24 protein-coding genes are annotated in these 25,348 nt (G+C 39.0%); 11 read left to right on the top strand and 13 right to left on the bottom strand.

The window, feature by feature from the left end:
• The first annotated feature begins 2 nt into the window (after positions 1-2).
• Positions 3-1,412, top strand: coding sequence for a hypothetical protein (locus ABI125_11750; protein XCF05397.1), 1,410 nt, complete (start codon positions 3-5; stop codon positions 1,410-1,412).
• A gap of 150 nt (positions 1,413-1,562) precedes the next feature.
• Here ABI125_11750 and miaA read toward each other — a convergent pair whose 3' ends face one another.
• The 7 genes from miaA to ABI125_11715 form a co-directional block, all read right to left on the bottom strand.
• Positions 1,563-2,489 carry a tRNA (adenosine(37)-N6)-dimethylallyltransferase MiaA gene (gene miaA, locus ABI125_11745; GenBank protein XCF05396.1) on the bottom strand — a complete coding sequence of 309 codons (927 nt, stop codon included), beginning with the start codon at positions 2,487-2,489 and terminating at the stop codon, positions 1,563-1,565.
• Positions 2,482-3,315, bottom strand: coding sequence for an ion transporter (locus tag ABI125_11740; GenBank protein ID XCF05395.1), 834 nt, complete (start codon positions 3,313-3,315; stop codon positions 2,482-2,484). Before ABI125_11740 ends, miaA begins: the two co-directional genes overlap by 8 nt.
• Before the next feature lie 23 nt (positions 3,316-3,338).
• Positions 3,339-4,709 carry an exonuclease domain-containing protein gene (locus tag ABI125_11735; GenBank protein ID XCF07902.1) on the bottom strand — a complete coding sequence of 457 codons (1,371 nt, stop codon included), beginning with the start codon at positions 4,707-4,709 and terminating at the stop codon, positions 3,339-3,341.
• 17 nt (positions 4,710-4,726) lie between these two features.
• Positions 4,727-5,389 (bottom strand): YggS family pyridoxal phosphate-dependent enzyme, encoded by a 663-nt coding sequence (locus ABI125_11730; GenBank protein XCF05394.1) that lies wholly within the window; start codon positions 5,387-5,389, stop codon positions 4,727-4,729.
• 118 nt (positions 5,390-5,507) lie between these two features.
• Entirely contained in the window at positions 5,508-6,746 is a 1,239-nt protein-coding gene (locus ABI125_11725; protein XCF05393.1) for a DUF1015 domain-containing protein, read from the bottom strand.
• Positions 6,747-6,817: 71 nt separating this feature from the next.
• Entirely contained in the window at positions 6,818-7,705 is an 888-nt protein-coding gene (locus tag ABI125_11720; GenBank protein XCF05392.1) for a 3-hydroxybutyryl-CoA dehydrogenase, read from the bottom strand.
• Positions 7,706-7,832: 127 nt separating this feature from the next.
• A complete protein-coding gene (locus tag ABI125_11715; GenBank protein XCF05391.1) occupies positions 7,833-8,792 on the bottom strand; it encodes a Gfo/Idh/MocA family oxidoreductase in 960 nt (319 codons plus the stop codon).
• A 159-nt stretch (positions 8,793-8,951) separates the two neighbouring features.
• Here ABI125_11715 and ABI125_11710 point away from each other — a divergent pair, with 159 nt between their 5' ends.
• Complete coding sequence (locus ABI125_11710; protein ID XCF05390.1) at positions 8,952-9,593, top strand: protein-L-isoaspartate(D-aspartate) O-methyltransferase; 642 nt, start codon at positions 8,952-8,954, stop codon at positions 9,591-9,593.
• A 70-nt stretch (positions 9,594-9,663) separates the two neighbouring features.
• Here ABI125_11710 and ABI125_11705 read toward each other — a convergent pair whose 3' ends face one another.
• From ABI125_11705 to ABI125_11690, 4 genes are read right to left on the bottom strand one after another with little or no spacing between them, the layout of a single operon-like run.
• Entirely contained in the window at positions 9,664-10,203 is a 540-nt protein-coding gene (locus ABI125_11705) for a pyridoxamine 5'-phosphate oxidase family protein (protein XCF05389.1), read from the bottom strand.
• Positions 10,204-10,213: 10 nt separating this feature from the next.
• The gene (locus ABI125_11700) at positions 10,214-10,807 is read right to left on the bottom strand and encodes a hypothetical protein (protein XCF05388.1); all 594 of its coding nucleotides are present in this window, start codon (positions 10,805-10,807) and stop codon (positions 10,214-10,216) included.
• Positions 10,808-10,833: 26 nt separating this feature from the next.
• Positions 10,834-11,292, bottom strand: a complete 459-nt coding sequence (gene smpB, locus ABI125_11695) for an SsrA-binding protein SmpB (GenBank protein XCF05387.1) — start codon at positions 11,290-11,292, stop codon at positions 10,834-10,836.
• 49 nt (positions 11,293-11,341) lie between these two features.
• Positions 11,342-11,581: a dodecin gene (locus tag ABI125_11690; GenBank protein XCF05386.1), complete on the bottom strand. Its 240-nt coding sequence runs from the start codon at positions 11,579-11,581 to the stop codon at positions 11,342-11,344.
• A 276-nt stretch (positions 11,582-11,857) separates the two neighbouring features.
• On the opposite strand from ABI125_11690, the gene lpdA reads away from it, so the two are divergent.
• The 9 genes from lpdA (at position 11,858) to ABI125_11645 (ending at position 22,928) form a co-directional block, all read left to right on the top strand.
• Complete coding sequence (lpdA, locus tag ABI125_11685; protein ID XCF05385.1) at positions 11,858-13,258, top strand: dihydrolipoyl dehydrogenase; 1,401 nt, start codon at positions 11,858-11,860, stop codon at positions 13,256-13,258.
• A gap of 267 nt (positions 13,259-13,525) precedes the next feature.
• Positions 13,526-14,920 (top strand): VWA domain-containing protein, encoded by a 1,395-nt coding sequence (locus tag ABI125_11680; protein ID XCF05384.1) that lies wholly within the window; start codon positions 13,526-13,528, stop codon positions 14,918-14,920.
• Between the two features lie 2 nt (positions 14,921-14,922).
• Complete coding sequence (locus ABI125_11675) at positions 14,923-15,915, top strand: hypothetical protein (GenBank protein ID XCF05383.1); 993 nt, start codon at positions 14,923-14,925, stop codon at positions 15,913-15,915.
• A 269-nt stretch (positions 15,916-16,184) separates the two neighbouring features.
• Positions 16,185-16,760: an RNA polymerase sigma factor gene (locus ABI125_11670; GenBank protein XCF05382.1), complete on the top strand. Its 576-nt coding sequence runs from the start codon at positions 16,185-16,187 to the stop codon at positions 16,758-16,760.
• Positions 16,760-16,933, top strand: coding sequence for a hypothetical protein (locus tag ABI125_11665; protein ID XCF05381.1), 174 nt, complete (start codon positions 16,760-16,762; stop codon positions 16,931-16,933). Before ABI125_11670 ends, ABI125_11665 begins: the two co-directional genes overlap by 1 nt.
• Positions 16,934-16,954: 21 nt before the next feature.
• Positions 16,955-17,782 carry a mechanosensitive ion channel domain-containing protein gene (locus ABI125_11660; protein ID XCF05380.1) on the top strand — a complete coding sequence of 276 codons (828 nt, stop codon included), beginning with the start codon at positions 16,955-16,957 and terminating at the stop codon, positions 17,780-17,782.
• 162 nt (positions 17,783-17,944) lie between these two features.
• Positions 17,945-19,234 (top strand): serine hydrolase domain-containing protein, encoded by a 1,290-nt coding sequence (locus ABI125_11655; protein ID XCF05379.1) that lies wholly within the window; start codon positions 17,945-17,947, stop codon positions 19,232-19,234.
• Between the two features lie 257 nt (positions 19,235-19,491).
• On the top strand, positions 19,492-22,113 hold the full coding sequence (locus ABI125_11650; protein XCF05378.1) for a glucosidase: 2,622 nt from the start codon (positions 19,492-19,494) through the stop codon (positions 22,111-22,113).
• Positions 22,114-22,268: 155 nt separating this feature from the next.
• The gene (locus ABI125_11645) at positions 22,269-22,928 is read left to right on the top strand and encodes an outer membrane beta-barrel protein (GenBank protein ID XCF05377.1); all 660 of its coding nucleotides are present in this window, start codon (positions 22,269-22,271) and stop codon (positions 22,926-22,928) included.
• Between the two features lie 113 nt (positions 22,929-23,041).
• Here the strand turns inward: ABI125_11645 and ABI125_11640 are convergent, their stop codons facing one another.
• Complete coding sequence (locus ABI125_11640; protein XCF07901.1) at positions 23,042-24,394, bottom strand: DEAD/DEAH box helicase; 1,353 nt, start codon at positions 24,392-24,394, stop codon at positions 23,042-23,044.
• Positions 24,395-24,435: 41 nt separating this feature from the next.
• Entirely contained in the window at positions 24,436-25,326 is an 891-nt protein-coding gene (locus ABI125_11635) for an aldose 1-epimerase family protein (protein ID XCF05376.1), read from the bottom strand.
• Between the last annotated feature and the right edge of the window lie 22 nt (positions 25,327-25,348).

Below are 25,348 nucleotides of genomic sequence, written 5' to 3'. Positions count from 1 at the left end.
AAATGAACAGTAAAATCATAAAAATGAACCTTTTTGCCCTGTGCTTCCTTGCAATGGGAAACCTGTGGGCACAAAACAAATTGACCAAAGTGTCGCAGTCCATTAAAGTGGATAAAAATGTGGTCATCGATTTGAATTCGAGCCATTGCAATATTGTGTTCGATACTTGGAACAAAGATGTAGTGGAAATAGAAGCCTACTTAGAAGGCGAAAAACTGAGCGATGAAGCATTGCAAAAAGCCCTTAAATCGTGGAAGGTGGATGTTGATGCCACGCAAAACCAAGTATCAATAAATGCTGCCGGGGGCGGTTCGCCGCACTGGGTGATGCATGCTGATGACGATGTAAAAGTGATTTTAAAGGAACTGAAGTACGAGTTGGCCGAAATGCCCGAAATGGATTTCGACGTGCATGTTGTTGAAGTTCCTGAGATTCCAGAATTGCCCGAAGTACCAGAAATGCCTGAATTACCAGAGTTGCCCGAAGGCATCCACAGTTTTCATTTTGACTATGAAGCCTATAAAAAGGACGGTGAAAAGTATTTGAAAAAATACACCGAACAGTTTGAATCGAAATTCGGAAAGGATTTTGAAGAAAAGATGCAGGCTTGGGGCGAAAAGTTTGGAAAGGAATGGGGCGAGCGCTATGCAGAGCGTATGGAAAGACATGCCGAGCGCATGGAGGCCCAGGCCGAAAGGCACGCCGAACATGCCGAGCGTATAGCAGAAGCTCATCAAGCCAGAATGGAAGCCCATAAAGAACGTGCCAAGGAACACGCCAAAGAGCGGGATAAAAAAGTAATCAAAATTATTGAAGAGAAGTCGAGCATTGACGCCAAGAAAACCATTAAAATTAAAATGCCGAAAAAGGCCAAGTTGAAAGTGAACGTTAGGTACGGCGAAATAGAATTTGCCGCCAATGTTGATAATTTGAAGGCCAATGTATCGCATGCCAAGTTTAAAGCACAACGCATTGATGGGAGTTTAACTTCCATCAATGCTTCCTATTCGCCGGTTTTTGTGTCGCATTGGAATTTAGGTGAACTTAATTTAAATTATGTAAAGCGTGCCGATTTGGAGCATGTAAACCATTTGGTTTTAAATGCGGTGTCTTCAAACGCAGATGTAGGCAAACTTTCGGGCAGTGCGGTAATTGATGGTAATATTGGCGATTTATCTATTGCGGCAATTGATGATACTTTCTATAATTTAAACGTGATTTTACAAAATAGTAATGCGATAATTGCGCTTCCAAAAGTGGAGTGTAATGTGACCTACAAAGGCACACATTCGCAGTTTTCGCACCCTAAAAATAAAACCAAGGGCAGTACTTCTAATTTTTCATCCACGAGTTTAAACAGCGGAAAAAGTATTGTGGTGAATGCCAAGTACAGCGATGTGGTTATGAAATAACATATTGTTATCTGTCATGCCGAACTTGTTTCTGCATCGTTTCCATATTTTTTAATGTACCACTTATTATAATTTTCAACAGTATTCAAACTTCAATTGATATCCTCTCAAAAGTTTTTTTATCAGAACAATCATAACTTAACGGAGCACTTAATTTGATAACTCTTCTTCAGCGTAAATTCTTTCATTAATTGCATCAATAATATATTCAGAAGGAGTTAAATAATCAAACCACAACGTATCTTCATTTTTTCTAAACCACGTTAGTTGTCGTTTGGCAAAGCGTCTAGTATTTTTCTTGATTTCAGAAATGGCAAAATCCAAGCTCCATTGGCCTTCAAAATAATTGAACAGTTCTTTGTAGCCTACGGTGTTCATTGCGTTGAGGTGCCTCTGCGGAAAGAGTGATTTGGCTTCCTCCAATAAACCGTCGTCCATCATCATATCCACACGTTTTTCAATGCGGCTGTAAATGGTTGGCCTTTCGGCGGAAAGTCCAATAGTTATGGTTTTAAAGTTGCGCTTATCTTTTTCTTTGTTCAAAAATGAAGAATAGGGTTGGCCGGTACCGATACAAATCTCCAAAGCACGGATAACACGATGCGGATTGTCAATAGCAATGGTGTTATAAGAAATGGGATCCAAAACTTTTAGTTGTTCCTGTAAATGGGAGAGGCTTTTTTTGTCTAAATCGGTATTCAATGTGTCTCGGATACTCCCGTCAACATCCGGAAAATCATCCAGCCCGTTAACCACTGCATCAACATATAAGCCCGAACCGCCTACCATTACCACTAGGTTGTGTTTTTCGAATAACGCATCCAAACGGGTTATGGCGTCGCGCTCGAAAGCCCCAACGCTATACTGGTCGTGAATGGATTTATGATGGATAAAATGATGCTTGGCGGCACTGAGTTCTTCTGGGGTTGGAGCGGCGGTGCCGATTTGCATTTCCTTGAAAAACTGGCGCGAATCGGCCGATATGATTTCAGTATTAAAATGCTGAGCCAATTTAATACTCAATGCCGTTTTGCCTATGGCCGTAGGGCCAGTAATCGAAATTAAATAGTTACTCATCGTTTAATTTATGGCCACACTTTCTGCAGTATGAAGCGTCTTCCATTATAATATCAGATCCGCAGTTTGCACAAGAGCTGTTTTCCTTGTTGGGCGATTTTCCCCTTGTTGAAGCGTATTCGGCCGAAACGATTCCGGTGGGCACAGCAATTATGCCGTAACCAATAATCATAATAATGGTTGCCAATATTTGCCCAACGGCAGTTTGCGGGGTAATATCGCCAAAACCAACCGTAGTCAGGGTGACGATACACCAATAAATACTTTGTGGAATGCTTTTAAAGCCATTGTCAGGGCCTTCAATTAAATACATCACCGTACCCAGAATGATGGAAATTATAAATACAAAGAATATAAAAATGAAAATTTTAGACCGACTGTTTCTTAAGGCTCTAATAAGTTTATTCGATTCGCCAACATATCGAATTAATTTTAAAATCCTAAATATTCTTAGCAAACGCAAGGCTCTGAAAACAGCTAAAAACTGGGTGTCTAAAATAAAGAATGAAATATATTTTGGAAGGGTTGACAGTAAATCAACGATGCCGTAAAAACTTAAAATGTATTTTTTTGGTTTCTTTACACTTACAATTCTTAAAATGTACTCAATGGTGAACAAAATGGTGATGACCCATTCTGAAATGTTGAAAAAATTATGGTATTTATTATCGAAAGACTCAACACTTTCCAGCATCACGATAATGATACTGTAAATGATGGCCATGAGTAAAACAATGTCGAACAACTTTCCGGTACGGGTATGGGTGCCATATATCACTTCGTGGATTTTGGCTCTCCATTTGCTAAAGTTGCTCGATTTCTCCATAGTGCGCAAAAATACTAAAAGATTTAATTTTCGTTTAAGTGAATAACTTTTAAACGCTTATTTTTTCTGAGGTAACTTTGGATGATGTGCTGCACGTCCCTATTGTTCTGCATTGGGGTGATGATGGATTCCAAAACATCAATATTGTTGATTTGGTAATTCAGGTTGAAATAACCAACACCTTGAAAAACACCGTCTTTAATTAATATGGCGCTGCGTTCGTCCACATCCCGGCCACGGTCAATGATTACCATATTTTTGTTAGAATAGCTGTTTTTGTCAATAAGTTGTTTTACCCTTTGGTTATACGATTCTGGGGATTCTTTTTGTATGCAAGCCCCTTGGCATTCCTTAATATCGTAATTGAAACAACTGGATTTTGTTTTGTACAATCCGGTGAGTTTTTGGCATAGATTAAACTCCTCGACCGCTTTGGTAATAAAGCTTTTTCCGCTTTGTCTGGTGCTAAAGGTGGTGATGGGTTTTTTGCGTCCATCGGCAATATCGATTTTTAAGTTGATATAACCGTTTTCGTCAAGAAAACTATAGAGTGCATGGGTGAAAATGGAACGCCTTAACGCCCGATTGTAAATGGGTCTGTTCTTTTTTATTTCTTCGCTTTCCTTTAAAAGCGCTACCAGTTCGCTGCCTGTAGACTCATAAGTTACCGCCGATACTTTAGATTGAATTTTTTTTGATTTGGCATGTGTGCCCGTAAAATGTTGGTTGATGCGCTTTTTTATGTTGTTGCTCTTCCCGATATAGATGATTTCTCCATCAGCTTTATGAATGTAATACACCCCCGTAGTTGATGGTAAATTTTCAATAATATCGATATGTCGCGGTTCCAGCTGATGTTTTGGGTTCGATTTGATGGATTGCTTAACAATATCTTTTTCGGTGTCTTTGTTCAGAAGCACTTTAAAGAGTTTAACAGTGGCTAGTGCATCGCCCGAAGCTCTATGGCGGTCGGTCACCGGAATGCCCAAAGAGCGGACCAATTTACCCAAACTGTACGAGGGTTGCCCCGGGATTAAATTTTTGGACAACTCGACCGTGCACAACGATTTTCGTTCGTAGTCAAAGCCCAAGCGTTTAAATTCGGTTTTTAAAATCCTGTAATCGAAATTGGCATTGTGGGCCACCAAAATGCAATCGTCGGTAATCTCAACAATGCGCTTGGCTACTTCGTAAAACTTTGGCGCACTGCGTAGCATATTGCTATTTATCCCCGTTAGGTTAACCACAAAGGGCTGTATTTCGCGTTCGGGATTTACCAAACTTATAAATTGATCCACCACCTCATGGCCATCATATTTGTAAATGGCTATTTCGGTAATGCCTTCTTCATTGTACTTTCCGCCAGTGGTTTCTATGTCGAGTATTGCGTAAATAATCTGTGGTTTTAGTGTTAATTTCTTTCCCCAAAAATACTACTTCCAATTCTAACCATATTACTACCGCACTCAATGGCCAACGGGTAATCTCCGCTCATGCCCATACTGATGGTTTTGGGTTGAAAGTTTGGTGCTTCAATGGTTTTTAGTTTCTCAAAAGCTGATTTTAAAGCATTGAATTCCTTTCCGATTTGGGCATCATCATCGGTAAAAGTAGCCATGCCCATAACCCCGGTAATCCGAATGTTTTTTAATTCTGAAAAGTTTTCTGATTTTAAAATCCCTGAAGCATCATCTAAGGTCATGCCAAATTTTGAATCTTCTTCAGCAATTTTTATTTGAAGCAGGCAGTCAATAATGCGTTCGCTTTTTTGTGCCTGTTTATCAATTTCCTTCAGCAATTTATAATTGTCCACTCCATGAATCAGCGATACAAACGGTGCCATATATTTCACCTTGTTCCGTTGCACATGGCCAATCATGTGCCATTCAATGTCTTTTGGAAGAGCCTCGTATTTTTCGGCCATATCCTGAATTTTGTTCTCGCCAAAAACGCGTTGTCCAGCATGGTAGGCTTCCATAATATCGCCAAGCGGTTTGGTTTTTGAAACAGCCACCAATGTAACGTGGTCAGGTAACGAAGATTTTATTTTTTCAAGGTTGTCTTTAATGTTCATATTGGCTAAATATAACTTAAATTTTTAAGATTTTTCGTCTGTTTGATGCTTTTGTGCTGGTTTAGTTTTTAGTTGATTTTGGTGTTTTTCGTTACTGGTAACGGGTCTATTTAGAAACCTAAAATTCATAAACGGTTACCCCACTACTTAATTTGGGTTGAATGAAGGTGCTTTTAGGAGGCATGGTCAAACCTTGGTCGGCAATAGCTTTTATCTCGTTAATGGTCGCGGGTACGAGTCCGAAGCCAACAGCAAATTCTCCGCTATCCACTTTATTTTTAATTTCCGTAAGGCTGTTTTTGCCATGCAGATAATCGATGCGCGAATTGTTCCGTAAATCGGAAATGCCCAAAATAGGCTTTAATACCATTTGGAAAAGTATTTGTGCATCCAGAGCCTCCAACGCATTTTGAAAATTATATTGATTTTCAAGTAGTGAAATAGCATAAAATTCGCCATCAAGATACATGCTGAATTGGTGTTTTTCCGTAGGTTTACAAAGGTCCGTGCCTCGGTTTTCTATTCTGAAATTTAGTTGCAATTGCTCTAAAAATAGATCTTTTGAAAGTCCGTTTAAATCTCTCACCAATCGGTTGAATTCATAAATTTTGAGCTCCGATTCTGCAATAAAAAAGCCCATAAAAAAATTATAGGGTTCGTTTCCTGTGTGGTTTTTGTTTTCCTGCTTTAGACTTTCAGTTAATAAATTTGATGATGCCGATCTGTGGTGGCCATCGGCAATGTAAATGGAATCGATGTTTTTAAATTCTGTTGAAATTTGGCCAATCGTGGCATCACTTTCAATTTTCCAAAGTTTATGGAAATCTCCGTTATCGGTTGAAAACTCAAACTCGGGAGTTGTGTTTTGTGTTTCTGAAATGATACCGGTAATTGAGGTGTTGTCTGCATAGGTTAGCAAAACAGGCTCGGCATTGAATCCCACTGTTTTTAGGTAATCCTTAAACATATTTTCGCGATGCGCAATGGTATCTTCATGCTTTTTAATCACGTTGTTTTTGTAATCTTCGGTGCTGGCGGCCGCAATAATGCCCGAGAATGAAACCCCGTTGCTTTTTCTGATTTTATAAACGTAATAGCTAGCTCTATCGTCTTGTTTAAAAACACCTTGGGCTTTGAACGTCTTGTAATGGTTTTTCACCAAAGTATAGCGCTTTTTCCTTTTGACGGCGTTCTGGTGCTTGTAACTGGGGTTGACAATGTTTAAAAACGAATAGGGATTGGTGCTTAAAATATGCTCCATTTCGGTTGGAGAATAGCTTTGGTACGAACGCGAGGCTACCAATTCAACTTTTTCTGGAGTAGGTTTTACGGCTTTAAATGGGAGTACTTTGGCCATGCTTTTTAGTTGGCAGTAAGCAGTACTCAGTATTCAGTTAATGACTGCCAACTGAGTACTGCCAACTGAGACTATTTAAATTGTTTAGAAACTTTTTCTGCCTTTTTACTTTCGGAATAATCATAAAAACCTTCGCCCGATTTTACGCCCAATTTACCAGCGTTGACCATATTGACCAAAAGGGGACAGGGAGCATATTTCGGATTTTTAAACCCGTTGTACATCACATTCAAAATAGAAAGACAAACGTCCAACCCAATAAAATCGACCAGTTGCAACGGTCCCATAGGGTGTGCCATGCCCAGTTTCATTACGGTATCAATTTCCTCAACGCCAGCCACGCCATTGTACAGGGTTTCAATAGCTTCATTAAGCATGGGCATTAAAATTCGGTTGGCTACAAATCCTGGATAATCGTTTACTTCCACAGGGGTTTTACCCAATTTTTTTGAAAGTGCCATGATGGTTTGGGTCACTTCGTTTGAAGTGTTGTAACCACGGATAACTTCAACCAATTCCATAATCGGTACAGGATTCATAAAATGCATCCCGATAACGCGCTCTGGTTTTGTGGTGGCGGCGGCAATTTGCGTGATGGAAATAGACGAGGTGTTGGTGGCCAAAATAGTGTTTTCACCACAAGTTTCGTCCAGTTCCTTAAAAATACGGAGTTTTAAATTGAGGTTTTCGGTAGCCGCTTCAACCACTAAATCGGCTTTTTGTGTGCCGTTTAAAATTTTGGTAAACGTAGAAATGTTTGCCAAAGTGGCCGTTTTATCGGCTGCGGTAATTTTTTCTTTGGCTACCATTCTATCCAAATTTCTAGAAATGGTGTCCATGCCGCGTTTTAAAGAAGCTTCGCTAACATCAATAAGGTTGATTTTAAATCCATTTTGGGCAAACGTATGTGCAATGCCATTGCCCATGGTGCCTGCGCCAATAACTGCAATGTTTTTCATAGAAGTATTTTTAGTGGTTGGTAGTTATTAGTCAATAGTTGTTAGTTAAGAGTTGATAGTCAGTTGTCTGCATTAGGTTTTTTCCCACGCTTCTTTCTTTATGCTTCCAACTTTATGCTTCACGCTCTCAAAAGCTATCAATAATCTGGTTGGCAACTCTTAGCGCTTCGGTACCATCGTGCAGCGTAACTTCTGGAGCACGGTTGTGTTTTATGGCTTCGGCAAACGATTCCAACTCGTCTAAAATAGAATTGTTTTCGGGTACCGCTGGGTTGTCAAAATAAATTTGTTTTTTTACACCTTCGGCATTTTGGAGGATCATATCGAAATCGCCTGGATGTTCAGGGGCATCCTTCATTTTTACAACCTCACATTTTTTGGTAAGGAAATCCACTGAGATATAGGCATCCTTTTGGAAGAAACGCGCTTTCCGCATTTTTTTAAGTGAAATACGACTCGCCGTTAGATTGGCCACACAGCCGTTTTCAAATTCTAAACGGGCATTGGCAATATCGGGCGTATCGCTGATTACTGCAACCCCACTTGCCGAAATATGCTTGATTTTCGACTTAACGATACTCAAAATAATATCAATATCGTGGATCATTAAATCCAACACCACAGGAACATCGGTGCCCCTTGGGTTAAACTCCGCCAAACGGTGGGTTTCAATAAACATGGGCGATTTAATATCGTCTTTCACTGCTAAATAAGCGGGGTTAAAGCGCTCAACGTGGCCTACTTGTCCGCGTAGGTTATTTTGGGCCAAAAGGCGTCTAATTTCTTCGGCTTCTTCAACGGTATTAGTAATGGGTTTTTCAATAAAAATGTGCTTGCCCTTGGCTATGGCTTGCTTGGCGCAATCAAAATGCGAAAGGGTTGGCGTAACAATATCCACCATATCTACGGCGTCAATTAACGAATCTATTGAATTGAAGAATTTATAGCCAAACTCGGCTTCAATTTTTTTGCCGTGCGCTTCATCGGCATCATAAAAACCAACCAGTTCGTATTTTTCAGATTGTTTAAGGAGTCTTAAATGTATTTTTCCTAAGTGCCCAGCACCAAGTACACCAGCTTTTAGCATAATTTTTATGTTTTCAACAAAAATAAGATAATTAAAACGTCAAAATAAGGAATTCACTTTAATTTTTGACTTCTTAATTTTGAAAGTCAAATTCCGTAAAATTTGCTTTTAGGCTTTAAAATGTTTTGAGTAATTTTATCGATTCTAACACCACCAAAATTGAAAGATACATTTAAGCATAAGGGATTGCGCCAGCAATTGGTTAACGAGTTAAAGCACAAAGGCATAGTTGACAAATCGGTTTTAAATGCCATTAACAACATTCCGCGGCATTTGTTTATGGACTCGGGCTTTTTGCATTATGCTTACGTGGATAAAGCCTTCCCGATTGCGGCCGACCAAACCATTTCGCAGCCTTATACCGTGGCTTTTCAAACGGAATTGCTCCAAATAAAAAAGGGCGATAAAATTTTGGAAATCGGTACGGGCAGCGGCTACCAAACGGCCGTATTGTGCGAAATGGGCGCTAGGGTTTATAGTATTGAACGCCAAAACGAACTGTTTAAAAAAACCAGTAAGTTTTTGCCTAAATTGGGCTACCGGGCCAAAAAACTGATTTTTGGCGATGGTTATATCGGATTGAGAGAAGAAGCGCCTTTTGATGGTATTTTGGTTACTGCCGGTGCCCCTTATGTGCCGACACCGTTGTTGAGCCAACTGAAAATTGGTGGCCGATTGGTGATTCCGGTGGGCGACGACGTACAGGAAATGACCATGTTTACCCGCAAAGGCCCTAAGGAATTCGATAAAGAGGAATTTGGTTCTTTTAGGTTTGTGCCGCTTTTGGAGGATAAGAATTAGGTTTGTTAGCAGTTAGCAGTTAGAATTTAGTCCCGGTAGCTACCGGGATTGGAATTTGACACAATTAAATTTAACGAATCTTCGTTTCAAATCCATCAATACTTTTGGCGTTTTTTTCCTGTTGGTAGGCTTTTATTTTTTCTTTGCCTTGTTTGGTGCTCCAAGCGTTTAGCTGTTCGCGATCTTCTTTAAAATCCATAAATGGAATGGAATATCCGCAGGAGGTTTGCACTAAATCAATATCCATCACGATAATTTGCCTAGAGCCCGTGTTTTCTTCAAACAGGCCGATATGTTGTTGAAATTCGGCATCCCTTTCATGATAAATTTTGGCTTGTCCGTAAAGCCGTAAAATAAGTGGTTTGCCTTCAAATGCGCAGAACATAATGGTCATACGGTCATTCTTTAAAAGGTGTGCTGCCGTTTCGTTGCCGCTTCCTGTTAAATTGAGCCACACCAATTTATTTGGACCCAACACGCGCAACGAATCATAACCTTTGGGAGATACGTTTACTCGGCCATCGGTAGCTGCTGTACCCACAAAAAAGATGTGTTGCTTTTTAATAAATTCTTGGAGTTCGGGCGTAATTTCCGGAAGTTGTTTTCCCATGGTTTGTTGCTTAAGGCAAATATTTTTTTGGAATGGGATTTTCGTCGTTTTCCTGCGCCCACATAATGTTTACAATCCACCAACGCGTACCGTCGTAAAACAACTGAATGCTGTTAACGCCGCGCATAAAAGGTTCTTCGTCTGTTTTGGAATAAAACGCTTCGTAAGTGCTGAAAACGTGCACGATATTACCAAAATGTTCTACTTTTCGGTGGATTTCCTTTTCAATAAAGCCATGTTCCATCATCCATTTTTCAGATGTTTTTTTATAGTCTTTCGGACTTAAATAACGTGTGTCGTAAACAAAATCGTCATTTAAATGTGAAACTACCATTTTAGCTTCTGGCTTAAAAAGATAATGAAATTGTTTCCAATTTCTTTTTTCTTCCTTTTCACCTGAAATAGAACTGTACAGCGCTTTAATGGTTTTGTTTAGGGTGTAAACGGCGGTGGTGTCTAAAATTTTTTCTTCTTGTTCTTCGGTTTTTTCTTCTTTATAGGAATCGTCTTGAGCGTGGATTTGTAAGCCGAGAAAAATGGCGATAAGGAGAGCCAAGGGGTATTTCATGGTTTGTGTTTTATTTGATAGGTTAGTGTTGTCCATGTTCATCAAAAAACAAGCCATAAGTGTTAATTGTAGGCTTTTTTTATGCGATCTAAGTTGCGTTTGTTGTCGCGGTCTTTTATGGTTTCACGCTTGTCGTACAGTTTTTTACCTTTTGCTAGGGCAACAACCAACTTGGCCAATCCATTTTCGTTGATAAATAATCGCAACGGAATAATGGTCAGCCCCGTGTTTTGGACTTCTTTATTAAGCTTTTTCAGCTCCTTTTTATTGAGGAGCAATTTGCGTTCGGCTTTAGGCCTATGGTTATAGTGGGTGCCGTATTTGTATTCTTCAATGGTCATATTTACCACAAACAGCTCGCCACGATCATTAAACTCGCAAAAACTTTCGGCAATAGAAGCTTTACTGTTTCTAATTGATTTAATTTCGGTACCCGACAGAACAATCCCAGCGGTGTATTTGTCCAAAATTTCATATTGAAACTTGGCTTTTTTGTTCTGTATGTTGATGTTTTTTTGCATGACGCACAAAACTACATAATTTCAGTTGAGAAATATATAGTGTGCATTATTAATTTTTCATGGTAAAGCCCAATTTTACCGTAACCTGCCACATATCCACCTTGCCTTCTTTGATATTGCCGCGTGTATCGATAACCTCAAACCACCGTAGGTTTTGTACCGATTTTGAAGCTTTTTTAATGGCGTTTTCAATAGCGTCGTCGCTCGATTTGGCCGAAGTGCCTACAATTTCGATTTTTTTATAAACATGCTCATCCATAATATTTTGGTTTTGATTAATGTGAATCATTAATATACGAAAAAATAGTTTGGGCAGAAAAAATGGGTGCAGATTTTAAATCGAAGCAAAAAAATAGCAGAATGGTTAATCGTTTGAGCAATTTGTTTAAATGGTGGAAAAAAATATGTTAAAATTTCAGTTTATATTTACGATTTAGAGAAAATTATTAAAGTATTTATTGAAAATCAATATTTCAATTTATAAACCTCCCTTTTTTATTGTGCTACCGTAAAACATTCGTATTTTTGATTTTGGTTAAAAAATAAAGAATTTCAAAATAAAAATATGAACTCATATGATGTAGCCGTAATAGGCTCCGGTCCTGGTGGATATGTAGCAGCCATTCGTTGCGCACAATTGGGCATGAAAACTGCCATTATAGAAAAATACTCAACTTTAGGAGGTACTTGTTTAAACGTAGGGTGTATTCCCAGTAAAGCACTGTTGGATTCTTCGCACCATTACGAAGATGCCATAAAACATTTTGAAGAGCACGGTATTGAAATTCCAGGCGATGTTAAGGTTAATTTGGAAAAAATGATTGCCCGTAAGCAAGCGGTGGTGGATCAAACTACCGGCGGTATTGATTTTTTAATGAAGAAAAACAATATTGACGTTTACCAAGGTTTAGGAAGTTTTAAGGACGCTACACATATTACTATTGCAGGAGAGGAAACAACCGAAATTGAAGCAAAAAACACCATTATTGCTACCGGAAGTAAGCCGTCAACTTTGCCATTTATCGAAATTGACAAAGAACGCATCATTACTTCTACCGAAGCTTTAAAACTAAAGGAAATACCAAAACATTTAATCATTATTGGTGGTGGTGTAATCGGTTTGGAGCTTGGCCAAGTATACAAACGTTTGGGTGCCGAGGTTTCTGTGGTTGAGTTTATGGATCGCATTATCCCGACTATGGACGGCGGACTTTCAAAAGAATTGAACAAAGTGTTGAAGAAACAAAAATTCGGCATGAATGTTTCCCATAAAGTAAAATCGGTTGAAAGAAAAGGCGATGAGGTTATTGTAAAAGCCGATAACAAAAAAGGTGAAGAAGTAGAATTTAAAGGCGATTATTGTTTGGTGTCTGTAGGGCGTCGCCCATACACCGATGGGTTGAATGCCGAAGCCGCTGGTGTGAAAGTAAACGACAGAGGGCAAATTGAAGTAAACGATCATTTACAAACATCGGCATCGAATATTTATGCGATTGGCGATGTGGTAAAAGGGGCTATGTTGGCACACAAAGCTGAAGAAGAAGGCGTGTTTGTAGCCGAAACATTAGCGGGACAAAAACCACATATCGATTATAATTTAATTCCGGGTGTCGTTTACACTTGGCCTGAAGTAGCAGCTGTAGGTAAAACCGAAGAGCAGTTAAAAGAGGCTGGCGTGGAATACAAATCAGGGCAATTCCCAATGCGTGCTTTAGGTCGTGCTAGAGCGAGTATGGATATCGACGGATTTGTAAAAGTATTGGCCGATAAAAATACAGATGAAATTTTGGGCGTACACATGGTTGGTGCCCGTGCTGCCGATATGATTGCAGAAGCTGTTGTAGCCATGGAATACAGAGCATCGGCAGAAGATATTTCACGTATGAGCCATGCACATCCAACCTTTACAGAAGCTATTAAAGAAGCGGCGCTTGCTGCAACTGGCGATAGAGCTTTACATATTTAAATCGCTATTCCATATAATTTGGGATTACTATACAGAAGCGGACTTAAAATAAAACAAGTCCGCTTTTTTATTGGCATAAATTTCCATTGGCTATGTGTCTGTCGCCCAATTTCAATGCCTTGTTTTAATAAAAAGGTTTTGCTATCTTACATAACCAAAATCTACTTCACTTAAATACTTAGTTGTTTTTCTCCCCTAGAGCTCGATAATATGCTATATGCATGGTAGCCATCTTTTGTCTTTTTGTAACTATTAAAATTAAAACCTGTGAAAAAGTTAGCATTGTTATTCGTTGTTTTTTGTTTTTTCTTGAAGCCCCATGCACAGGAGGTTTCTCCCATTTTGTTTATTTATGATGCCAGTGGTTCCATGTGGGGCAAGTTGGAAGATAGAACCAAAAAGGAAATCGCAGCCGATGTTTTGGCGGAAACGGTTGGCAATCTTCCCGAAAATCAAAACGTGGGTTTGTTGGCTTACGGGCATCGAAAAAAAGGGGATTGCGACGATATTGAATATCTTGTTGATTTAAAGAACCATTCAAAAGTCAAAATAATAAATGGGGTTAAAGAAATAACCCCTTTAGGAAAAACACCTTTGGCTCGGTCGGCGACAATCGCAATAAATTCACTCAAGGAAAATAAAACCAAGGCGACTATCATTTTAATAACCGACGGTATTGAATCCTGCGATGGCGATATTTGCGATGTGGTTTCAAAAGCTAAATTAGAAGGCATCGAATTTAAGTTGCACATTGTTGGGTTTGGCTTAAAGGAAGGTGAAAAGGAACAGCTAAAATGTGCTGCAAATGCCGGTGATGGGAGCTACCACGATGCGGCCAATGCCAGTGGTTTGCAAGAAGTGTTAACAGAAGCCACTTCCCAAACGGTTGATGACCCAAAAGGGAATTTTTCAATTTATGCCACCAAAAACGAACAACCAGTTGATGCTTGGGTAAGGGCCTATAAAAAAGGAACAAAAGAAGAAGTTGATGCGGGCAGAACGTACAGAGACACTTCGTTTCTCTATTTGCCTCCCGGTAAATACGACCTTCAAATCCAGCCTTTGGAAAACACCAGAATAAAAGGTACTTCGCTTACCGTAGAAAGTATTGAAGGTAGAGTGGGGCATGAAACCGTAAGTTTTGATGGTGGAAAAATAAATATTATCACCCTAAATAACGGCGAAGGTTGGGATTGTACCAGTAAAATTATGACAAAAAGTGGTGAAGTTGTGGGCGGTAGCCGTACGTATGGTCGCCCAAAAATTGTAGAAGTGAATGCTGGTGTTTACGATATCGAGTTGGTGGCACTTAGAATTAAAGGACTTCATACAACTTTTAAAATAGAAGATGTTGAAGTGCAATCGGGAAAAACGGTAGAAGCCAAGCACCAATTTAAAAGTGGTATTGCCTTAATTGGTGCTTCGGGTGGAGGTGCTTTGGTCGATGCTACGGTAAATATCAAGGATAAAAACGCCAACAAAGGGGTGACGGGTGGCCGAACTTACACATCGTCAAATAACAACCCGAAAGAATTTATTTTAAATCCGGGGGTGTACGAGGTTACCCTAAAAGCGCTCACGGAGGGATTTAGAGGGAAAAGTGAAACCTTTACCATGGAGATTAAGCAAGGGGAAACCTTTACTAAAACCATAAACTTTTAACTATGGGGCATAAAATGTTAAAGGGATATAGCTTTCTGTTTTACTTTTTAATGCTCGTTTTTAGCTTCTTTGTAGGTTTGAGTTATGCCGGGCTAGTTAGTGCAGGAAAAAATCAAGGTTTGGCCGGTGGCACCATCGTTTTGGGCTATGGCGTAGTTGCTATGTTCCTTGGACTTTTGCTGGCACTTTTTATCGCCTACAAATTCAAAAGGAAGCTTGTTTTTCGCCTCAATATAGCATTGGCTGTATCAATTGTAGGCTTCTGGGGCTATTTTCACCTTAAGTATTTAGAAAAGCAAAAAGCAAGGGTGTTGGAAAAGCAAAAGATAGAGCAACCCATAATTCCGAAAAAAGAGGTGCCGACAAAACCTGTTTCTTCGGAAGCCGAACCTATGGCAAAACTTTATAAAACCAATTTTCAATCCAACGAAAATGAGTCGGGTTTAGGAATGTTTACTCCAAATTTTTCAGAAAACAACGTGCTTTATTTTTACGGAAATCTCAATTTTGAAAAATCATTGATGGAACACAGTCCCACAGACAGCATCACATTCAAAAAGGCTGAATATGGAGGCTACGAAATAGCTACGGCACCGCCTTGGTTAGTGCCTAACCATTTAAAACTCGATTACGGTTTGCTATATTTTAAAGTGCAATCCGTTACCCAAGAATTTGTCGAGGTTGTGGTAAACACAATAAGTCATAAAACGGCTTATGTCAACAAACATAAAGGCCAAACGTTATATTGGCCTGAGTTTTTGTTGGGTGTGCATAGTGTTGAGTTTTTTAATCCAAATACGTCTTCCGTTTTTGTAAAACCATTTGCCCATGCAAACAGAATAAACATCCTGTACAGTTTTATGAAGCCTTTGCGCATTTTAGATGAATGGATGTTTGTTGCGCTTATTGACGACCATTTTGAGACCGTTGGGAAAGGTTGGATAAAATGGGTTAAAGGAGGAAAGCTCTTGGTGCGTTATTCATTGTTGAGTTAAATATTCAAAGTCAACTGTTTCTCGTTTTTACGTAAATTTTATTTTTTTAATAACTTAAACGATTTTTAAAGGTAATTGGTATTTTGGGTTTTTGTATATTGTTGATTGCCAATTGGTAATATTCGTGTTGTGTGCTGTTTGAATAACATTAGGTTGCCCAAAGCACTCAAAACATAATAAAATTAGGCTTTTATGTCACTTTTTTGTGTGACCATTTAAAAGCAAAGGTGTCTTAATATTTATAAACAACTAATGGCGATTAGCTAAATTTGAAAACCCTCAACGACATTAATAATTTATCAGATGAAGATTTGGTAAAGGCAATTGTTAAAACCAATAACACATTGCTATTTGAAATTTTGTACGATAGATACGCCGGGTTGGTGTTTAACAAGTGTTATGGGTTTTCAAAAGACGAGGATGAAGCCAAAGATTTAGCGCAGGATGTATTTTTAAAGCTCTTTGTTAAGTTGGCGAGTTTCAAAGGAAAATCGAAATTTTCAACTTGGCTGTATGCTTTTACGTATAACCATTGCGTAAATTATGTAACTAGAAATACGGCCAAAAAGTTTGAAAAACAGTCTGTCGATTACAAAGATATTGAAAACCTTTCTGAAGACGATGATGACGATGATGGGTTTGTAAATATGCGTGTCGATAGGTTGAAGGAGGCTTTAGAGCTCATTGCTCCAGAAGAAAAAATGATATTGTTGCTAAAATACCAAGATGGGCTTTCCATTAGGGAAATAGAAAGTGTTTTAGACATAGGAGAAAGTGCGGTGAAAATGCGCATTAAACGAGCAAAAGATAAGTTGTTGAAAGTATATAACGAGAAGTTTAACTAATGGAAAATCCGTTTAAACATATAAATCAGCCGCTTAAGGAAGTTCCAGAAGAACTTAAAGCAAAGGTTATGAGTGATATTGCCATGGCAAAATTGCTTATGGATCTAGCTAAACTATTCTCTTTAGACCCAGCAAAAATTATAGAACAAACCATAAAAAAAAGGAAAGAATAACCAATAACAAAATAACTAAATATGGATAAAATTACAGCTTGGAATGATAGCGTTAAGGCATCGTTGTCGGCTATGACGGCCGAGGTGGCAAAAGTTATTCCCAATATTTTGGGCGCCATAGCTATTATAATAATTGGTTGGTTTTTAACCAAACTTTTGGTTGGTATAGTAAGAAAAGCATTAAAATTTGCCAAAGCCGATAAACTGGACGATAAAATAAACGATATTGAAATTTTTGATGGTAAAAAACTCAATTTCGATGTTATAAAAATTACCACCAAGTTTGTAAAATGGATCATGTATATCATGATACTTATTGTGGTAACCGATATTTTGAACCTTACCATGGTCTCTGCCGAGATACAAAATTTCTTGGGCTATTTGCCCAAGTTATTTTCGGCATTAATCATTTTCACCATCGGTTTGCTATTGGCCAATTTTGTTAAAAAAGCCATCAAGTCTTTCTTTGATTCGATGGATTTATCGGGGGCGAAGTTTATCAGTCAAATTGTGTTTTTTCTACTATTGCTATTTGTGTCGATAACGGCATTAAACCAGGCAGGGGTAGATACCGAAATCATTACTAGCAATGTAACTTTAATTCTTGCCGCTTTTTTACTGGCCTTTGCGTTGGCATTTGGTTTTGGAGCCCAAAGAATTGTGGCCGATCTGTTAAAAACCTTTTATGCCAGAAAGACTTATGAAATAGGACAAGAAATTGAATTTGGAGAAATAAAAGGCGAAGTGGAATCTATTAATAATGTTTCAATAACCTTAAAAACAAAAGAAGGGAAATTAATAGTGCCTATAAATGACATTGTAGAGAGCCAAGTAAGTGTGCGAGATTAACTTTAAGTTAGGGTTAAAATTTGGTTGGTTATTTTTTGTATGCCCAAAAGCTCTCTACTGTTACAGTCCCTTTCCGTTTATTCGGAAAGGGATTTTTTTGTTTAATATTAAAACCTAAATTAGCAAGTCTTAACTATTAAACAAACCAACAAAATCAAACACATGAAACGACTGATTTTTGCTTTTGCAACCGCTATTTTATTAACCGCTTGTTTTAAAAAGGAGGCTTCCGTTAAGGAAGAATCGCATGCTTCAACCAAATTTTTAAACGAAGGCATTTCTAATGAAAGGTTAAGCAGAATAGATTCCATGCTTTCCCAATCAATTGAAGAAAATAAAGTGCCCGGTGCAGTAGCTTTAATTTTCCGAAATGGAAAAATAGTGTACCATAAAGCCTTTGGTTTGGCCGATAATGCTTCGGGAAAAACTTTGGAAAAAGATGCTATTTTTAGGATAGCTTCACAAACAAAAGCCATAACATCAACCGCGGTAATGATGCTTTGGGAAGAGGGTAAGTTTGGATTGGACGAGCCAATTTCAAAATACATTCCTGAGTTTAAAAACGCCACACTTTTAAAGTCGTTTAAGGAAGCCGATTCGTCTTTTACGACAATGCCTGCCGAAAACCACATTACCATTAGGCATTTGTTAACGCACACTTCGGGACTTGGCTACGGTCAAATTGATAGCGATTCACGTTTCAAAAAAATATATGCCAAAGCAGGTGTAACCGATTTGTTCACTACCAAAAACATCAGCATAGAAGAAAGCGTAAAAATACTAGCCAAACTGCCATTACACCATAATCCGGGCGAGCGGTTTACTTATAGCGAAAGCATTGATGTATTAGGGTATTTTATTGAAATTATTTCAGGAATGCCATTAGATGAATTTTTTAAAACCCGGATTTTTCAGCCTCTGGGAATGGAAGATACCCAGTTTTATTTGCCCGAATCTAAATACGATAGATTGGTAACTGTGCAAACTTTTGAAAATGGACAATGGATGAAATATCCAGTAACGTTTTACGATACCGATTATCCTAAAAAGGGTGCAAAACGCTTCTTTTCTGGAGGCGCGGGGCTTACCAGTACCGCATCCGATTATGCCAAGTTTTTAAATATGTATTTAAACGGGGGAGAGTTGAATGGCAAGCGATTGTTAAGTCGCACCACGGTTGAAACGATTTTAACCAATCAAATTCCACATATCTCAGAGGATATTACTGCCGTTCATGGTTTGGCCTTTGGTTTGGTCGATAAGAAAAAGCATGACTTGGGGGGCAGTGGCAGCGAAGGTACTTTTGAATGGGGCGGTTATTTCAATACACAATATTTTGCCGATCCAAAAGAAAACTTAATCGGTATTTTAATGAAACAAACCCAGCGAACAAAAAACGACGACACTTCGACAAAGTTCAGGATTTTGGTAAATGCCGCCTTAGCGGATTGATTTCTATGAACATTATGGTGAGCTACAACATTTTAAAATAGAGGAACTACTGTTTTATCAAATTAGCCCCGTGTTTTTTAGTGTGTTATCAAAATAAATCCAAGAAAAAATCAATTAAATAATACTTTTTCGGCAGCATGATTTATTGCTCGAAATAGCGTATTTTTAATTGAAAGGCCGGAGAATAGTTCTTCGTTGTTTCGCACGTTCATTATAGCAATAATACAACTTCATAATTCACTAACTCACATATCAACATGGTTCAAAAAGGTATCGAAGCAGAGCGTTTAAAAGAAGCAAATACATATAAAACTTGGAAAAAATGGGGGCCATATTTGGCCGATAGGCAATGGGGAACGGTACGTGAGGATTACAGCGAACATGGTACTTCTTGGGAGTTTATAGATCACGACAAGGCGAGAAGCAATGCTTTCAGGTGGGGCGAAGAGGGCATTGCAGGGTTTTGTGATGCCCGTGAGATTTTATGTTTGGCGCCTGCTTTTTGGAATGGCAAGGATAAAATTTTGAAAGAACGTCTCTTTGGTTTGACTAATAACCAAGGGAACCATGGCGAAGATGTCAAGGAATTATATTTCCATCAGGTGAGTTCGCCAACGCATTCCTACTGTAAATTTCTTTACAAATATCCGCAAAACGAATTTCCGTATTCAGATTTGGTGCACAGGAACCAACGAAGTCGCGATGAGTTTGAATATGAACTTTTGGATACTAAAAGTTTCAAAAACAATGCCTATTTCGATTGTTTTGTTGAGTATGCCAAAGCCGATACCAGCGATATTCTGATGAAAATAACCGTGGTGAACAGAGGTGCAAAAAAAGCTAAGGTACACGTGCTTCCGCATCTTTGGTTTCGCAATTTTTGGAAGCATAATACACGGCATACAAGGCCAACGATAAAATCGACTTCCAAACGAAGTGTGATGTCGAGAAGCACCCGAAACGGCCGCTATTATTTATATCACGAAAAAGGGAAGCAACTCTTTTGCGAAAACGAAACCAATAATAAACGCATTTATAATGTTCCTAATGAAGTAAAATACGTTAAGGACGGAATAAATGAGCGCGTAGTAAATAAAAAACGGACAGTCAACCCCGAAAAAAATGGGTCTAAATTTGCAGTTTGGCACAAATTGAAGCTCAAGCCGGGTCAAGAAAAAACGATTAGAATTCGTTTAACCAAAACAAAAATGGACGATCCTTGGGCTGATTTTGATACCATGTTCGAACAACGCATGAAAGAGTGCGAAGCCTTTTACAATGAAACCATCAACAACGATATTCCTGAAACACACCGAGACATTGCCAAAAACGCTTTTGCAGGACTGCTTTGGACCAAACAATTTTATTATAACGATGTGTTCAAGTGGCTTTTTGGAGGCCCCGGAGAAGCAAAACCGCAGCGTTCCAACTTAAGAAATTATAATTGGCAGCACCTTACCAATAGACATATTATTTCGATGCCAGATAAATGGGAATATCCGTGGTATGCCGCGTGGGATTTGGCTTTTCATATGGCGTCTTTTGTTGAGGTAGATCCGTTTTTCGCCAAGGAGCAGCTTCTTTTGGTGCTCAAGGAAAACTACATGCATCCTAACGGACAAATTCCGGCTTACGAGTGGAATTTCAGCGATGTGAATCCTCCCGTGCACTCTTGGGCGGTGTGGCATGTTTACGATAAAGACAAAGCGTACAACGGAAGCGGTGATACGGAGTTTTTGGAAACGGCATTCCAAAAGCTGTTGCTCAATTTTACGTGGTGGGTAAACCAAAAGGACAAAAGTGGTACCGACCTATTTGAAGGTGGGTTTTTGGGCTTGGACAATATTGGGGTTTTCGACCGAAACCACATGCCGCCCGGTATTACCCGAATGCAACAATCTGACGCCACGAGCTGGATGGCCATGTTCGCTTTAAATATGTTGCGCATGTCGCTAGAGCTCTCTAAAACCAATAAAATATATGAAGAGGCTGCCGCTAAGTTTTTCAGGCACTTTTTAAATATCGCTTGGGCGATGCACCATATCGGGAAGAAGGATATTTCGCTTTGGGATGATGAAGACAATTTTTATTATGATGTAGTTGAAATGGCAAGTGGGGCCACCGACCGATTGAAAGTTAGGTCGTTGGTTGGGGTAATCCCCATGTTTGCCGTTGAAATTATGCATAAAGATCTTTTTGAAGAACTGAAGGAGTTTAGGATTAGGGCCAACGAAATAATAAGAACGCGCCCCGATTTGGCGTCATTGATTTCAAATTTAGATGACCCCAACGGCGAAGGCTACTATTTATTCTCCATCATGCGTGCCTTCAGGTTGGAGCACCTTCTTAAACGACTGCTGGACGAAGACGAATTTCTTTCGGATTATGGCATACGTTCGCTTTCAAAATATCATGAAAAACACCCATTCGTTTTTCAGCATCATGGGTACCACCAAATTCAATACGAACCGGGGGAGAGCCGTTCCAATATGTTTGGCGGAAACTCCAATTGGCGTGGCCCCATTTGGATGCCTATAAATTATATGATCATTCAATCGCTACGTAAATATTACAAGTTTTATGGGCCAACGTATCAATATGAATTTCCCACGGGGTCGGGTAACAAACTTAACCTCAATCAGATTGCAAACCAGCTCACCAAAAGGTTGATTAAGCTTTTTGAAGCCAATTCAGACGGGAAGTTTCAATACCATGCTGATGACCCGGATAGTAAGTTTGCCACCGACGAGCATTTTAAAAACTTACATCTATTCTATGAATTTTTTGATGGCGATACCGGCAAAGGTCTCGGTGCCTCGCACCAAACGGGGTGGACCGCTTTAATTGCCAATTTAATTATGGAAATGGATGGGGATTGAAAAGGTAGAATCAGAAAAAGAGGGTTCGTTTACAATATTTTGATTTTTAGTTGTTTGTAGGTTTTTACGTTATCATAATATTAAGTTAACATAAGTATTGGTGTCATGGTACGATTTCTGGTTTGTATCAGGCTAATATTAAAAAAACTTATTTTATGAAAACAAACTTAATTATTGCCTTGCTTTTAGCATGTTCAACCGTTTTTGCTCAAAACACAGACGAAAAGTTTAAAATACCGAAAAACAAATGGGTTTTAGGTGGTTCATTGAATTTTAATTATTCTGATTCAGAACAAAAACCTTTAAGAAATCAAATTGCTGATTCAGAACATAAGAGTACTTCATTGGGTATAAATCCAGATATAGGGTATTCCTTAAATAATAATTTAGTATTAGGATTAAAATCGGGGTTTAGTTTTGGTAATCAAGAATCTTTCAATTCGCTAGGGGATACCCACGAAAATAATTTTGAGAAACTTAGCGTCGCACCATATATTCGACAATATATCCCCTTGGGTTCAAAGCTAGCTTTTAATCTTGAAGGTGGCGCCAGTTTTACTAAACGATGGGAGGACAGCACTAACAATTCCAGTAACGATATTTCAAAAGGAGATTCATCTAGTTTGTTTGTTGGAATAACTCCAGGTTTTAGTTTTACATTGTCTGAGAAGGTTCTTTTATATAGTAATTTGGGTAGTATAGGTTATAACTATAGTGCACGGGAAAGCAGTGACGTTGTAAAATCAGAGAGTAATTTGTTTTCCTTTAATTTATTCACCACAAACCTAAACTTTGGGGTTTTGGTAGTTTTATAAAATAAAATAGCGAAACACCAAAAAAAGGGAATTGACCATTTAATGATCAATTCCCTTTTTATTTTTTTGTTTTGGAACTAGATAGAGAAACTGTTAAAAGCTGAAACTGTCAACTATTTCTTCTTATTTCGTTTATTATAATTCTTATCGCCTCGTGTTTTAGGCTTTTTGTATTTCTTGGAAATTTCCCTGCGGTACGAACCGCCTAAATTAACCTTTTGGTTTTTAGCCTTTTTTTCGTGGAAAGCGGGTCCAGGGGCGTCCTCTTCACTGCGTTTGGTGGGGTTGTTGCGCTCTTTTATTTCTGGGCGTTCCTCTGGGATAAGCTCGGTTGAAATTTCCACTGCTTCGGGCATGTCCAAAACAGGAATTTGCATATCCATCAGCGCCTCAATATTTTCAATGTGCTCCTGTTCTTTATCGGTTGAAAAGGTTACCGATGTGCCTTTGCGCTCGGCACGTCCCGTTCTACCAATGCGGTGCATGTAATTTTCGGGGTATTCGGGTGTGTCAAAATTAATAACATGGCTTACATTGTCAATGTCCAATCCGCGAGCCATCACATCGGTGGCTACCAAAATGCGGTTAACACCTTCCTTGAATTGTTCGATACTGCGCAGACGATAATTCTGTGTTTTGTTGGAATGGATCACGCAAAGCTCTTCCTTAAAATGCTCGTCAAGTTTTTCAAACAAGCGGTCGGCCATACGTTTGTACGCCACAAAAACAATCACTCGGTTGAAGGTTTCGGTGTCATTGAGCAAATGCACCAACAGATTTACTTTCGTATAAAAATTGGGTACTTTATAACGTTGTTGCTCAATATTTTCTAACGGAGTTCCCGATACGGCAATGGAAATGCGCTCCGGACCTCTAAAAAAATCGTTGATCAACAAATCCACATCTTGGGTCATGGTGGCGGAAAACATAATATTTTGGCGTCTTTCCGGAAGGATGTCAAAAATATTGATAAGTTGGTGGCGGAATCCCAAATCGAGCATCACATCCACTTCGTCAATCACCAGTTTCTGAATGGATTTGAGTTGTAATGCGCGGCTAACGGCCAAATCGTATAGCCGTCCTGGAGTGGCCACGATAATATCCAACCCTTGGGCAACAGCTTGTTTTTGTGTGTTGATGTTGGTGCCTCCGTAAACGCCCAACACCCTATTGTTAATGTATTTCGACAATTTTTCAATTTCCTCAACCACTTGAACCACCAATTCGCGCGTGGGCACCAAAACCAAAACCCTTGGGTTGTCCTGTCTTGAAAACTTTAAGTTTCTTAAAATGGGCAACATGTAGGCCAGTGTTTTTCCTGTACCGGTTTGTGCTATTCCTACCACATCTTTACCCGAAGCGACAACATTGAATGCTTCGGCCTGAATGGGCGTTGGCGTGTTGAAACCCAAATCGTCGAGGGCGTTGTAAAGTGGTGTGTTTAAATTGAGGTCGTTAAAAGTCACGCTATTGTAATTTGTTGGCAAAGTTACACTTAAAAACGGGTTTACACTAAATGGCTGTTGTGTATTTTAATGGTGTAGCTTGCCGAAAAGTGGTCTTTGGGCTTTAAATTCAGAATGCCTTCTTTGGTTGTGAACTCCTGATCGGTGTTTTCATTGTCAGCTATGCCCAACCAAGGTTCAATACAAACGTAATCTCCGGTAGGTTTGGCCCAAATGCCTAAGTACGGAAAATCGTGATAGGAAAACGACAAAATATCACCGTGGGTTTTGCTTTTTAAAGTGACGTTTTTCGACTTCAAATCTTTAAAAATAAGTGCGTCTTCGTTAAATAAATCGTGGGTGAGTGGGAGTGTGTTGCTATTATTTAATACAGGTTGTGTATCACCATTTACCAGTCCGTTGTCCAAATTAATAAGATGTCTTGAAGCGGTTTCATGCTGTTCAAATTCCAAAACATAATCGTTGTAATTTTCATCGCTATAAACAGGGCATTTAAAGGCTGGGTGCCCACCAAGAGAAAAACACATGGTTTTGTCGTCGAGATTTTTTACGGTGTGGTTCACTTCAATGGCCGAACCATTTAATGTGTACGATATATAAAATTCAAACTTAAACGGGTAAACTTTAAGAGATTCGTCATTATAAGTGAGCTTAAAAGTAAGATTATCTTCGGTAAGTTTGTGGATTACTATGTTACTGTTATTGCGCACCAACCCGTGTTTGGGCAATTGGTAAGTTTGGCCTTCAAAAGAATAGGTGTTGTCTTTTAAAGCACCAATAATAGGGAATAAATTAGGAGCGAAACTGCCCCAAACATCGGGGTTGGCATCCCACATAAATTCGGTGCCATGTTTTACCGAGGTAACTTTACAAAGTTCGGCACCGGTTTTTTTTACCGATATGCTAAGTAAGTCGTTTTTTATTGAAAACATAATGTTGCGTTTGTATCTTAAA

It is taken from the genome of Tamlana crocina, from assembly GCA_040429635.1.
GTDB classification, from domain to species: Bacteria; Bacteroidota; Bacteroidia; order Flavobacteriales; family Flavobacteriaceae; genus Flavisericum; species Flavisericum crocinum.
Note: the sequence above shows the minus strand (reverse complement) of the source record. Positions and strands in the feature narration are given on the sequence as shown.

Bases quoted from the DNA above. Each gene is read 5' to 3' on its own strand.
- ABI125_11705 (XCF05389.1), bottom strand. From the start codon at position 10,203: ATGGGAAAACAACTTCCGGAAATTACGCCCGAACTCCAAGAATTTATT.
- ABI125_11700 (XCF05388.1), bottom strand. From the start codon at position 10,807: ATGGACAACACTAACCTATCAAATAAAACACAAACCATGAAATACCCC.
- ABI125_11650 (XCF05378.1), top strand. From the start codon at position 19,492: ATGGTTCAAAAAGGTATCGAAGCAGAGCGTTTAAAAGAAGCAAATACA.
- ABI125_11725 (XCF05393.1), bottom strand. From the start codon at position 6,746: ATGGCCAAAGTACTCCCATTTAAAGCCGTAAAACCTACTCCAGAAAAA.
- ABI125_11715 (XCF05391.1), bottom strand. From the start codon at position 8,792: ATGCTAAAAGCTGGTGTACTTGGTGCTGGGCACTTAGGAAAAATACAT.
- ABI125_11660 (XCF05380.1), top strand. From the start codon at position 16,955: ATGGATAAAATTACAGCTTGGAATGATAGCGTTAAGGCATCGTTGTCG.
- ABI125_11635 (XCF05376.1), bottom strand. From the start codon at position 25,326: ATGTTTTCAATAAAAAACGACTTACTTAGCATATCGGTAAAAAAAACC.
- ABI125_11690 (XCF05386.1), bottom strand. From the start codon at position 11,581: ATGATTCACATTAATCAAAACCAAAATATTATGGATGAGCATGTTTAT.
- ABI125_11655 (XCF05379.1), top strand. From the start codon at position 17,945: ATGAAACGACTGATTTTTGCTTTTGCAACCGCTATTTTATTAACCGCT.
- ABI125_11675 (XCF05383.1), top strand. From the start codon at position 14,923: ATGGGGCATAAAATGTTAAAGGGATATAGCTTTCTGTTTTACTTTTTA.
- ABI125_11750 (XCF05397.1), top strand. From the start codon at position 3: ATGAACAGTAAAATCATAAAAATGAACCTTTTTGCCCTGTGCTTCCTT.
- ABI125_11740 (XCF05395.1), bottom strand. From the start codon at position 3,315: ATGGAGAAATCGAGCAACTTTAGCAAATGGAGAGCCAAAATCCACGAA.
- miaA (XCF05396.1), bottom strand. From the start codon at position 2,489: ATGAGTAACTATTTAATTTCGATTACTGGCCCTACGGCCATAGGCAAA.
- ABI125_11720 (XCF05392.1), bottom strand. From the start codon at position 7,705: ATGAAAAACATTGCAGTTATTGGCGCAGGCACCATGGGCAATGGCATT.
- smpB (XCF05387.1), bottom strand. From the start codon at position 11,292: ATGCAAAAAAACATCAACATACAGAACAAAAAAGCCAAGTTTCAATAT.
- ABI125_11730 (XCF05394.1), bottom strand. From the start codon at position 5,389: ATGAACATTAAAGACAACCTTGAAAAAATAAAATCTTCGTTACCTGAC.
- ABI125_11665 (XCF05381.1), top strand. From the start codon at position 16,760: ATGGAAAATCCGTTTAAACATATAAATCAGCCGCTTAAGGAAGTTCCA.
- ABI125_11645 (XCF05377.1), top strand. From the start codon at position 22,269: ATGAAAACAAACTTAATTATTGCCTTGCTTTTAGCATGTTCAACCGTT.
- lpdA (XCF05385.1), top strand. From the start codon at position 11,858: ATGAACTCATATGATGTAGCCGTAATAGGCTCCGGTCCTGGTGGATAT.